This window comes from Novosphingobium tardum, assembly GCF_042652045.1.
Lineage (GTDB): Bacteria > Pseudomonadota > Alphaproteobacteria > Sphingomonadales > Sphingomonadaceae > Novosphingobium > Novosphingobium tardum.
Map to the genome: position 1 here is coordinate 147984 of NZ_JBHSDR010000008.1, position 11516 is coordinate 159499.

Annotated in this window: 12 protein-coding genes; 1 reads left to right on the forward strand and 11 read right to left on the reverse strand. The window is 63.6% G+C overall.

Annotated elements, in window-relative coordinates; all coding sequences use genetic code 11:
• The first annotated feature begins 123 nt into the window (after positions 1 to 123).
• The gene (locus ACFO0A_RS14690) at positions 124 to 1359 is read left to right on the forward strand and encodes an adenylate/guanylate cyclase domain-containing protein (RefSeq protein ID WP_379539853.1); all 1236 of its coding nucleotides are present in this window, start codon (positions 124 to 126) and stop codon (positions 1357 to 1359) included.
• A 150-nt stretch (positions 1360 to 1509) separates the two neighbouring features.
• On the opposite strand, the gene ACFO0A_RS14695 is transcribed toward ACFO0A_RS14690, so the two are convergent.
• The 11 genes from ACFO0A_RS14695 to ACFO0A_RS14745 form a co-directional block, all read right to left on the reverse strand.
• On the reverse strand, positions 1510 to 1974 hold the full coding sequence (locus ACFO0A_RS14695) for a hypothetical protein (RefSeq protein ID WP_379539855.1): 465 nt from the start codon (positions 1972 to 1974) through the stop codon (positions 1510 to 1512).
• A 196-nt stretch (positions 1975 to 2170) separates the two neighbouring features.
• Positions 2171 to 2977, reverse strand: coding sequence for a quinoprotein dehydrogenase-associated putative ABC transporter substrate-binding protein (locus ACFO0A_RS14700; RefSeq protein ID WP_379539857.1), 807 nt, complete (start codon positions 2975 to 2977; stop codon positions 2171 to 2173).
• On the reverse strand, positions 2950 to 3927 hold the full coding sequence (locus ACFO0A_RS14705; protein ID WP_379539858.1) for a beta-propeller fold lactonase family protein: 978 nt from the start codon (positions 3925 to 3927) through the stop codon (positions 2950 to 2952). Before ACFO0A_RS14705 ends, ACFO0A_RS14700 begins: the two co-directional genes overlap by 28 nt.
• The gene (locus ACFO0A_RS14710; protein WP_379539859.1) at positions 3924 to 4481 is read right to left on the reverse strand and encodes a c-type cytochrome; all 558 of its coding nucleotides are present in this window, start codon (positions 4479 to 4481) and stop codon (positions 3924 to 3926) included. Before ACFO0A_RS14710 ends, ACFO0A_RS14705 begins: the two co-directional genes overlap by 4 nt.
• Positions 4459 to 6375: a PQQ-dependent dehydrogenase, methanol/ethanol family gene (locus tag ACFO0A_RS14715; RefSeq protein WP_379539860.1), complete on the reverse strand. Its 1917-nt coding sequence runs from the start codon at positions 6373 to 6375 to the stop codon at positions 4459 to 4461. Before ACFO0A_RS14715 ends, ACFO0A_RS14710 begins: the two co-directional genes overlap by 23 nt.
• A complete protein-coding gene (locus ACFO0A_RS14720) occupies positions 6372 to 6704 on the reverse strand; it encodes a c-type cytochrome (protein ID WP_379539861.1) in 333 nt (110 codons plus the stop codon). Before ACFO0A_RS14720 ends, ACFO0A_RS14715 begins: the two co-directional genes overlap by 4 nt.
• Complete coding sequence (locus ACFO0A_RS14725) at positions 6701 to 7132, reverse strand: hypothetical protein (RefSeq protein WP_379539862.1); 432 nt, start codon at positions 7130 to 7132, stop codon at positions 6701 to 6703. Before ACFO0A_RS14725 ends, ACFO0A_RS14720 begins: the two co-directional genes overlap by 4 nt.
• The gene (locus ACFO0A_RS14730; protein WP_379539864.1) at positions 7129 to 7737 is read right to left on the reverse strand and encodes a cytochrome c oxidase subunit 3; all 609 of its coding nucleotides are present in this window, start codon (positions 7735 to 7737) and stop codon (positions 7129 to 7131) included. Before ACFO0A_RS14730 ends, ACFO0A_RS14725 begins: the two co-directional genes overlap by 4 nt.
• The gene (locus ACFO0A_RS14735; RefSeq protein WP_379539866.1) at positions 7737 to 9698 is read right to left on the reverse strand and encodes a cytochrome c oxidase subunit I; all 1962 of its coding nucleotides are present in this window, start codon (positions 9696 to 9698) and stop codon (positions 7737 to 7739) included. The genes ACFO0A_RS14730 and ACFO0A_RS14735 overlap by 1 nt, the downstream gene beginning before the upstream one ends.
• Positions 9695 to 10654 (reverse strand): cytochrome c oxidase subunit II, encoded by a 960-nt coding sequence (gene coxB, locus ACFO0A_RS14740; RefSeq protein ID WP_379539868.1) that lies wholly within the window; start codon positions 10652 to 10654, stop codon positions 9695 to 9697. Before coxB ends, ACFO0A_RS14735 begins: the two co-directional genes overlap by 4 nt.
• Positions 10651 to 11376: a cytochrome c oxidase assembly protein gene (locus ACFO0A_RS14745; RefSeq protein WP_379539870.1), complete on the reverse strand. Its 726-nt coding sequence runs from the start codon at positions 11374 to 11376 to the stop codon at positions 10651 to 10653. Before ACFO0A_RS14745 ends, coxB begins: the two co-directional genes overlap by 4 nt.
• Between the last annotated feature and the right edge of the window lie 140 nt (positions 11377 to 11516).

Sequence of the window (11516 nt, forward strand, 5' to 3'; positions counted from 1 at the left end):
TACGCGGCGCGCAAGACCGCTTCCACTTGACCGCTTGCCGCCTTGGAGCGACCTTGCTCCGCGCAGGAGACAGGCTGAGCATCGGGGATAGGCGTGCGACGCGGAGAAGGCCGATTCCTCCGATTGATCTTCCAGCGCTTCGCGGACGCTAGAATCGAGCAGCGCTATCGTCTCGAACAGCGGCGGCGCCAAGCGAAGTTCACCCGCGGAATGGCGATCATCGCGGCAGGGATGTTCCTTTCCTATTCGCTGTTCAATCCGTTGTTCATTTCCTGGCATGACACGACTCAGGTCGCGATCGGGCACTGGTCAATCGTACCGTTGCTCGTGCTCTATAGCTGGTACGCCGGACAGCCCGGATATCCGACTAGCCGCTATGCCGACCTGATGCTCTTCGTCGGAGCGCAGCCGGGGATGGTCTACGCCGCGCGCGCATTCGCGGAGACTGGAGCCAGCGACTGGAGCTTTGGTCCGCTGCTCTGCTACAACGTGATGATCGGACTCGCGTTTGCGTGCCTGTCCTTTTCGGCTTCGGTCCAGAAGTTCTTCGTACTGGCGGTCAGTTCGATCGGTTTCCTGCTGACGATGCTCTTCCTGGACAACGAAAGTTCGGCCCAGATATTCTACACGGGCATGTTCTACGGCGCCTTCGCCCTTCTCGCCTTCTACCTGAACTGGGCCATCGACGACAAAGGGCGGGCCCTGTTCGCTGCCGGCGTAAGGCTCGACGTGGAAAAGAGCAGGTCGGAGGCCTTGCTCCACAACGTTCTTCCCCAAAGTGTCGCCCACCGGCTTCGCTCCGGCGAAACGGTTGCCGACGCGTTCCCCGAGGTCACGATCGTGTTCATCGATATCGTGGGTTTCACCAGGATGAGCAACGAGATGGACCCGAGCCAGGTCGTCGCGCTGCTCAATACCTACTTCGGCAAGGCGGACGCAGGCTGTGATCTGTTCGGGATCGAAAAGGTAAAGACCATCGGCGATGCGTACATGGCGGTGGCGGGCGCCATCGTTTCGACCCCGCGTCCGGCCAAGGCCGCGGTCGATTTCGCGCTCTATCTGATCAGGTCGACGAGCGAGATCAGCCGCGCGTTCGATATCGATTTCAAGTTGCACATCGGCATCAACTCCGGGCCCGTCATGGGCGGCGTGATCGAGGGCAAGAAGATGCTTTACGACTACTGGGGCAACGCCATCAACGTCGCTTCCCGCCTCGAGGGCGTGGCACGTGCGAACGGTGTGACCGTTTCCCAGCGGACTTGGGAACAGACCCGCGAGATTTTCACCTTTCGCGAGCCGCGACCGGCGAGGCTCAAAGGCATCGGCGAAGTTCTGGTCTACGATCTCGAGATTCCGTGAGGGACTGCCGGCCGATTCCTGAGACATCGTGCGAGCAGCGGCGGTTGGGCTAGTGAGTCCTCAGTCATCCACCGCCCGCCATAAACCTGCATATTCGAGCCACCATGGGACGGCTTGTCGCTAATGCATCCGTAGCCTGCTCCGCCCGGGCTAGAAAAGCCCGTGCACCCCGCCAACGCCGCCAACGATCACAATCAAACCGATCACGAACAGCACGCGATGCATCCGCTCGAGCCGATTGAAATCAGCTTCCGGGCGCGTGGAAGCTTTCATCCGACGGTGAATAACCAGAGGCTCGAGGATGAACAGCATGGTCGCGAAGATGAGCCATAGCCCCAGCATCGCCTGTAGCCACCAGTTGTGCGGGGCGAGAAACCACGTCCAAAGGTTGGCACGATAGACCATCCAGAAACCGGTCAGTCCGGCAACAAGTACCCATACGCGCGCTTGGGGAGCAAAATTCCGCTCGATCGCCTCGAATGCAGAAAGTTGATCGTGAGCTTCGTTGCTGCGTCGAACCGCGGGAAAAATCACGGTGGTGACAAACGCGACCCCGCCGATCCACATCACAACCGCAAGGACATGCAGCGAACGCGCGATTTCGAAATCGTCCATCGGTCCTCCAACGGCATGGGGTCTCGCAGCTTACACCCTTAGGGCCAATTCACCGCAGTGAACCCAAAAGGTTCGTGACAGTCAAACTCCCAAGACTGCGCACTGGCCGAAGTGCGCGGGTGCGTATGCAATGAAGTAAGCGCTCCCGCCTTCAGAAACTTGCGCACAGGTGCACTTCTTGGTGTGCGCACACCCGTTAATTGGTCGTTTCGACCCCATACGAAGTCAACAAATCCCCAATTTCGCGCTTGTGCATGACGAGCGCCTTCTGAACTGCGCGCAGCAAGGAGGGATCGTCTTTACGCACCCCAACGGAAATATCGTAGGCCATCGGCCACTGGTTGTCGTCGAGCCAGGGAGTGACCGATTCGAGGCGCAGCGGAACTGCCGATCGCCTGGCGAAGTAGCCTGCCAGAGGCCCCCAGACCAGGCCCACGTCAATTCTGCCATCTTCTACCGCGCGCACGATCTGAGCCGGGGGATTGGCTTTGCGGTAATCCCCATAGAGCATGAACCCGGTGACGTTCGTGATTATACCGCGGCGGGTCAACGCATGGGCAGGTGGCGTATTGCCGCCATCGTCGCCGACAAGCTGGACGCCGAGCCGCAACCGGCGAAGCCGCTCGTCATCGAGCGTAAGCCCGGCAAGCCCGTCCCTCCGACGAGTCACGAACATGTAACTGGAGCGATAGTAGGGACGCGTCGTGGCGAGACTCTCGAGCCCAGATGCGACGCCGGGCCAGAGATCGCATGCTTGCGCGCCGACCGTGTTGCGGACGAAACCTCGCCGTTGTGCCCACCATGTATAGCGCAAGTCACGCTTGAGGTCGGCTGCGAGGATCCGCGCGAGCGCGTTCTCGAATCCCTGTCCGGCGCGATTGGAAAATGGCAGGTTGTTGGGATCGGCGCAAACCGTGAGCGGCTTGGGCGCGCAGCCGGCGATCAGCGCGATGCAGCAGACGGCGACGACGCGGCTCACCTTCGCACCGAGATCACGGTCCAAGGCTTTCCGCCGGTCTTGACCGTTCGTAAAACACGGTTGTGCGGGAGGTCGATGATTGTGACCGATCCCGATAGACCGGCGGCGGCATAAAGTCGGCTGCTGTCGGGAGACAGGTCGATCCCCCAGGTCCGGTGCCCGGTGGGAAAGCGCCGGACGACCGACCGGCTGACAGGATCGATCTCGGCAACGCCGTCGCCCCGGCCCATTGCGACAAAGGCCCGTCGCCCGTCCGGCGAAATCTCCATCTCGACCGCTTGCGGGTTCTCCAGATCCGGAAAAGCGGCAACAAGATCGATGGTGGCGATCACCCGTTCCTGCTTCACGTCGAAGACGGTGATGGTGCCGCGCTGCTCGGATGAGACCCATGCCTCTTGCCCCGCGCGCAGGAACAGCACATCGCGCGGACGCGAGCCGACGGGCAACGAAGCGCGGACGATACCCTCGATCCGGTCGATGAAGTGGGCGGTGCTGGCAACTTCGGAGGTCGCGATGATGGTGCTGCCGTCAGGGCTCACCCCAATGCCCTCGGGTTCCGGACCGACGCGAACCTCGCGCGTGACCTTGCCGCTGGCGACGTCGATGTACGAAACCGCACTGTGATCTTCGTTCGCGGCGAAGATGGACTTGCCGTCAGGGCTGACCGCGAGCCGTTCGGGATCGCTGCCCGACGCCAGGTTGCCTTCATGACGCAGGGTCCGGGTGTTCCAGGCCTCAATCCGGCCGGAATTGCTGGCGGCGACGTAGAGCGTAGCGCCGTCCGGGGAGAGCGCCATTCCACGCGGGCGCCGTCCGGTGTTTAGCACCCCCTCCTCACGCCCCGTCGTTCCGTCCATGACGTCGACCTGATCGCTCGCCTCGTTGGAAACGAATATCCGGTCCGGGCCGGGCGCTTCGTGACAGGATGCCAAAGCCGCACAGGCAAGGGCAAACCCCACCACGTTTCGCTTCATCGTGCCTTGCCGCCGTCGGAAGGTGTAAGCCTCCAGCCATCATGGCTGTCAGCGTCTTCCGGCACGGGCGCCGGATGTTGCGACGGCGTGCCGTCGCCATTGGCGGCCAGCGTTTCGGGTAGCGACATCGAACGGACGTACGCCGCGATCTGCCAGATCTGCTCGTCGGTCAGCTTGCCTGCCCAGGCCGGCATGCCGTTGGCGCGACCGAAGTAGATGGTGTCGTAGATCTGGTCGAGACGGCCGCCGTAGATCCACTTGTCGTCCATCAACGGAGGCCCGATACCGCCACCGCCGTTGAAGTGGCAGCCCACGCAATTCATCGCGTTATAGAGCTTCATCCCGGTCACGACGGCCGCAGCATTATCGTAATAGGGCCGGGCGCGGGGATTGGGCTCGGTCCGAAGCTCCCCGCCCCCCGGCGTCAGCGCCACCGCGGCGGCGAATGGCGCTCCCTCGCCGGCGGGCGGCTGCCGATACGCTCCAGCATGGCGATCGCAGCCGCTTATCAGCAACGCCAGAAGCGCGAGTTCAATGCGCAAGCGCAAAGACATGCAACGTCCCCCCGGCTGTAGTGCGGTTGGGCAGATCGGTCATCGCCTGAACAAAGCCGAGCGCAGATGAGCCGTCGCGCGGATCGAGCGGCCCGGAAACGATCCCCCCTGCCCAACCGCCGACGCCGCTCAGGATGGCGATATACTGGTGACCGTCGGGCCCGCGGTAGCTGATCGGCTGGCCGATGATGCCGCTGGGCAGTTTCGTTTTCCAAGCCAGCGCCCCGGTGCGTGCATCCACGGCCTTGAACCAGCCGTCCATGGTTCCGTAAAAGACGAGGTCGCCGCCCGTCACGACCGTTCCAGACCACACGGGCAGGTCCTCGGGAAGCTCCCACGCCGGGCGCCGCCTGACGGGGTCCCACGCGGTAAGCGCGCCGCGATTGCCGCCCGGTCCCGGCTTCATCTTCACTTCCGCGCCGACATAGGGCGTGCCCGAGATGTAGTTCACCTCGAGGTTCATCCAGTCCATGCACAGGTTCTCGTGCGGGATGTAGACGAGGCCCGTGCGCGGACTGAAGCTGGAGGGGTTCCAGTCCTTCGCGCCGCTGGCGGTCGGACAGATATCGCGAACGACCTGGCCCAGTTTCGTTTCCTTGGCCGGGTTCACCATCAATCGTCCGGTTCGCAGATCGACGCCGCTCGAGGAATTTACCGGGCCGAACGGATCGGCGGACAGGACCTGTCCGGTTCTGCGGTCAAGCACGTAGAAGTAGCCGTTCCGCTCAGGACGGACGATGACCGGGCGCATCTTTCCGGCAAACGGCATGTCGAGCAGGATTTGCTCGTTGATGCCGTCGTAATCGTGCTCGTCGTGAGGGGTGAACTGATAGAACCACCGTGCCTGCCCGGTGTTCACATCACGCGCGAACATGCCAGACGTCCATTTGTTGTCTCCTGGCCTGGCCTGCGCATTCCACGGGCCCGGGTTGCCGGTGCCGTAGAAGATCGTCTGCGTGCCCGGATCGTACGCGATCCATCCCCACATCGTGCCGCCCCCGATCCTCCAGGCATCGGACGGCCATGTCTTCACCCCCAGGTTTTGCCCCCTGTCGCCGGCATAGAACGGGTGGAACTGCGGGCCGATGAGCGCCTGATCGTCCGGCCCGGTGTGATAGGCTCGCCAGGCGATCTTGCCGGTCCCGAGGTCAAGCGCCGTCAGCCAGCCGTGCACACCGAATTCGCCGCCAGAATCGCCGACGAGTACCTTTCCCCCGGCAATGAGCGGCGCCATCGTGATGCTTTCGCCCTTCATGATGTCGCCGAGCTGCGTGCGCCAGACCTCCTTGCCCGTCGCAAGGTCGAGCGCGATCGTGGCTCCATCGAGAGTGTTGAACACGACCTTGCCGTCGGCATAGGCCGCGCCGCGATTGACGACGTCGCAGCACGCGACGCCCGCTGCGGCGGGGACGGGCTTGGGATCGTACTGCCATTTGAGCGGCGCGCCCTCGCGCGCCAGATCCAGCGCGAAGACGTGATTGGGAAATGCGCTGACGACGACCATCGTAGAGCCGATCACCAGCGGCGCGGCTTCCTGGCCCTTGTCGACGCCGAGCGAAAAGCTGAAGACTTCGCGCAGATTGCGCGCGTTTGCAGGGGTGATCTCGTTCATCGCGCTGTAGCGGGTGGCGGCGTAGTTCTTCGCCGGCATCAGCCACTGGCCGTCGTCTGCCGGCGCGGCGGCGAGCGGGGCTACCGTTCGCCCGGCGGCGGGCGTTGGCGGGGCAAGCGCATGCCCGATCTGCTCCCGACTGAATATGGCGTCGGCCGGCACGGCCTCGGGCACCGGCGGCTTGGCGGTCTCGCGATCGGGAAACAGGCCCGCACCTGCTGCGATGGCGGGAACCGCGGCAACCACTGCCAATCCGAGCAAGAGCCTGGATTTCTTCATCATCGTGCATCCAGTGAGTAGAGATAATCGGCAACCGCGGCGGCCTGTCGGCGGCTCAGCGGGATGTCGGGCATGACCCCGCCGGGCTCGATCGACTGTGCATGGGCCACCCACCGCATGAGGTTTCGGCGGCTGTTTGGGAGCCTGCCCGCGATCACCTGCTGCGAACCGATGCGCGACAGCGACGGACCGACCCGTCCCACTGCCTGCGAGACGCCCCTCACTTCGTGGCAACCGCTGCAATTGCGCGCGATCACTGCCTTCGCCAATGCGCGGTCGGGCGCGGGGGCGCTGCAACATCCCAGTGAGCCCAGGAGTAGAAGGGCGATCATCGCGCGCACGGTTGCAAACCGACTTGCAGGACCAGGTTCAGCGCGATGATACCGGCAAAGACGATTCCGAGATCGAGGCCCCAAAGCGCCATGAAACGGGTGCGACCTCGACCCGTCTCCAGCAAATGCTGGTGATCCCCCGCCGTTTCGTTTCGGGTCCGTGTCAGAAGCCGCCAGGAAAGAAGGACGGATGCGATCGCGATCAGCAGACAGGCGATCCCAACGGCAAGCGGCAGGCCGATACCCCGCGCATGGGCCACGATGGATTCGCCCGCCCGGAAGCAGGGCTGGCTCGACGCAGCAAAGCCCGCACAAACCTGGACGAACCATGCCAGCGGCCCGCCGGCGACTGCAAACAACGCCTCGTGCCTCGTGACCCTGTCGCGCATTGGCGCGGGGTGGCTGGCTTCGTCGTGCGGCCGGGTCATCGCCCGAAACCCAGATAGGGACTGATGTAGTAGGTCGCGAAGACGAACAGCCACACGGCGTCGACGAAGTGCCAGTACACGATGCCGTTCGATACCGGGATCATCCGCAGCGACGAGAACATCCCGCTCGCGACCCAGCCGAAAAGCGCCAGCAAGATCATCAGACCGACAATGACGTGCGTCATGTGGAAGCCGGTTGTGACGAAATAGAGCGCGCCGTAGCTCGACGTTCCGATGCCGAAGGTTTTCGCCTTCCATTCTGCGACCTGGATCGCCGCGAAAATCGTGCCGAGCACAAAGGCGGTGCCCAGACCGACCAGCGCGTTTGTCCGGCGGTCTTCCTTCACCCCCTTTTCGCCCCACCACGCGCAGCCGCTCGAGGCGAGAAGGATGATGGTGTTGAAAGTTGCCGGACCGAGCTTGGGATGCGGTTCGAGCAGCCACCCCGGCGGATTCACAGCGCCCAGATAATAGTAGGAAAACAGGAGATACGCGAACAGCGCAGCCTCGGCAGCAACCAGGCAGACCATGCCGTTCCAGCCGATCCCCCTTCCCTCGACCGGGCCAAGCTGAAGGGACGGGGGCCGAGAGACAATGCGCTCCATCACGCGCCCTCCCCGGCCGGTGCGTCGGCGCGTTCGAGGAGCCGCCGGCGCGGCCACGTCCAGGCAAGCAACGCTCCGATCACCCCAAATGCCGCAAGCGTCACGAACCACCACCACTGCATCAGCAGCCCGACGAAAAGGAACGTCGTGGCCAGCGCCAGCAGGAATGGGGCAAGGGTGTCCTCGGGCATCTTCAGGATCACCCTGGGCTCTCCGTCCAGGATCGAGACGCCCAGCGCCTCCTTTCCGTTTTCGAGCGTCATTCCCTCGTCAAGGCTCGAGCAGAAGGCACCTTCGCGCAGCTGGTCCTCCCACAGCGGGTCGCGCGTCGCGACCGTGGGGATCACCGCGAAATTGTAGGACGGCGGCGGCGATGGGACCGACCATTCCAGCGTGGGCCCGCCCCAAGGATCGGCACCCGCCGTCTCCCCGTGTCGCCAGCTCTTCGACACGTTCCAGAAAAACATTCCGACGCCGGCCGCAAAGACATAGCTGCCGATCGAAGTGATAAGGTTGAGCGTCGTGAACCCCATGTCGGCATTGTAGGTATAGACCCGCCGCGGCATGCCCATCAGCCCGGTAAGGTGCATCGGCAGGAACGCCACGTTGAACCCGACGAACATCGTCCAGAAGTTCCACCGGCCCAACCGCTCGTCCATCAGCTTCCCGGTCATCTTGGGGAACCAAGCGTAAGTCGCGCCGCAAACCGGGAAGACGTTTATCCCGATCAAGACGTAGTGGAGATGGGCGACGACGAAATACGTATCGGTAAGCTGCCAGTCGACCGGGACGCTTGCCGTCATGAAGCCGGAAACACCGCCAATCACGAACAGCAGGATCATCGCGGCGAAGAACAGGAACGCTGTCTTGAGGACCGGCCGGCCCAGCCAGATCGTCGCGAGCCACGCGAACACCGCGATGGCGGATGGGATGGCGATCAGTATCGAGGCCCCGGAAAAGAAGGCCAGGCCGACATCCGGCAGGCCGGTCGCAAACATGTGGTGTACCCACACGCCGAACCCGAGGAGCATCGTGGCGACGGTCGACAAGGCGACCAGGGTGTAGCCCACGATGGGAGTCCGGCAGAACATGGGCAGTCCTTCGGAAACGAGACCCATCGCCGGCAACACGACGGCATAGACCCATGGATGGCCGAACAGCCAGAACAGGTGCTGCCACAGCAGCGGGTGCCCCCCGCCGCTGGACATGAAGAAGCTCGTCCCGAAATTGCGGTCCAGCCAGAGCATGAAGAAGGCAAGGCTGACGCTGGGGATCACGATGAGATTCGCGGCGCTGGCGGTTAGCGTTCCCCACACCGCGATCGGCAAGCGGTTGATCGACATGCCCGGCGCGCGGCAGCGCCCGACCGTGACGAAGAAGTTGGCCGCGCCCACACTCGTGGAAATGCCGAGGAACACCATCCCCAAGGCGTAGATGTCTTGGTTGAGGCCGGGACTGAATGAGCGCTCGGCATAAGGCGGGTAATTGAACCAGCCGTCGTCGGGCGCTGCCCCCATCAGCGGCCCAGCATACAGGAACAGCGCGGCGGCAAGGTAGATCCAGTATGAAAGCGCGTTCATCCGCGGGAACGCCATGTCGCGAGCGCCCAGCCACAGCGGAAACAGGTAATTGGAAAACCCCGACAGGACCGGCCCCGCGTACAGGAAGATCATCGTCATCCCGTGGGTGGAGAACAGCTGGTTGTACTGGTCCGGCGTCAGCAGCGTGCGGTTGGGTCCGGCCAGCTGCAGGCGCATGATCGCCGCTTCGATGCCTCCCAATGCCAGCATCACGAACGCCGTGACGATATAGCGCTTGCCGATTTCCTTGTGATCGACCGTTGCGAACCAGCCGTAGATGCCGGGCTTGGTGTCCCAGATTTCAGCGAGCCGTCGCCGAAGCTGGGGAGTGTCTCGTCCGACAGCCGGACGGAGCGTGACGGCAGGCGCCGGCGCGGTCACCGCAACGTCTCCAAATAACTCGTGAGATCGTTCAGTTCGCGGCCCGACAGGTGCTGGGGCGGCATCTGTGCGCCCGGTTTGATGCCCTGCGGATCCTCGATCCATGCGGAGAGCGACGGAAGCGCATTGGGGAGCGTGTTTGCCGCCAGCATACGGCGACTTTGGAGATGGGTGAGGTCCGGTCCGAAATGGGACCCGGCAGACGTGCCGCGGATGGCGTGGCACATGCCGCAACGGTATTCAGCCAGCGCGAAGCCCCTTGCTTGCGCCGGAGACGCTGGTGGCGGCGCGGTCTGCAATTGGGCTCGCCGCCAGCTTTCGAACTGCTTCGGCGTCTCTGCCACCACCTCGAGCCCCATGTGGGCATGTTCCAGCCCGCAGTATTCGCTGCATTGCCCGGTAAAGCGGCCCGGCCGGTCGGCCTTCAGCCAAGCCAGGTTGACTTGTCCAGGGATCATGTCGGTCTTGCCGCCAAGCTGCGGCACCCAGAAGCTGTGAATCACGTCGCTCCCGCGCAGGCGAACAAGGACGTTGGCCCCCACGGGAATGTGGAGTTCGTTGGCGGTAGCGAAGCGCTGATACGGCGCGGCCCCGTTGTAGTCCGCCTGCCACCACCATTGATGCGCCGTAAGGTCGATCTCGACGTCCGGGCGGCGTGGGGCATGCGAGATCTGGCCGAGCGCCACCATCGTCCAGCCGAGCGTCGGCAACAACAGCGCCATGCTGATCCCAAGGCCGATCGCAATGAGGCGCGTGCCGCCCTTCGTTCTCGACACGGCGACCGAATCCGGAGCCGTTTCTGAAGCGAACGGTCGCCTTCTCACGGCAAGGCTGAGGATGCCGGCAATGATCACGACGACAGCGACCGACACGGCCAGAACGAACAAGGTCAGGGGCAGGATCACCCCGGCCTCGGTGCCGCTGCTCGACAGGAAATTGAGAGGGGGCCAGTTCATGCCGCAGACAGCGGGCGCTCAGCCCGCAGGATGCCCGCGAACGCAGTCACGGCGACCACGACGAAAAGAATGCTGCCCGGGACCCACATGATCAGGCCGCCCAGGTGCTGGTCAGTCAGTGGATCAAGGCCCCAGGACCAGGTGGTGTTCAAGTGCCACAAGTAGAGGGGATGGTTGCCCAACGCGATCACCGCGCCAAGAAGCCCCATGGCCATCGAGGCCGCGGTACCTGCCGCCAGGGCCGTCCCGGCGTTCGTCGCGTTGCGCAACGCAGCCCACAGCATGATCGCCGAGCCAAGCAGCGTTGCATGCATCGCCCAGTAGATCGGGGTGGAGTGAAGCGAAGCGTCGTATGGCGCCGGCATATGCCAGAACCATAGCGCCAGACAGAACGACACGGTCGCGGCAAGCAATACCCCGAACCCTCGGGGACCCGCCAGCCCCGTCGCAATCAGCGGGGCAGCGATCAACACGAGCACCATGTGCTGCCCGACGCGGGCTGAGAACAGGGCGACCGACAGGGCACATAGCGGGGAAACAAAGGCAAGCGCCGCAATCAGCCAGCCAACGACCACGCGGTTGGTCGCCTTGGAATTCGCCCGGGAAACCTGGAAAATGCAGAGCGCAAGAATTCCAGCGATGACGATCGGATCCAGATTCCAGCGCAGCCAGATTTCCGGCGGTAACGGTGCGGCGCCGCAATACGGCTGACCCTGGAGCATTCGCCTCAGTCTCCCACGGCCCCTCTTTTCGAGGGTGCCGACTAAATTCTTCCCGCTCGACTACGGCAACGCCAATCCTGGACTAAGGTTCCTTCGTCGGCCCGACCGCGGATTGGGAACGCTTCCTTTAGATACAGATT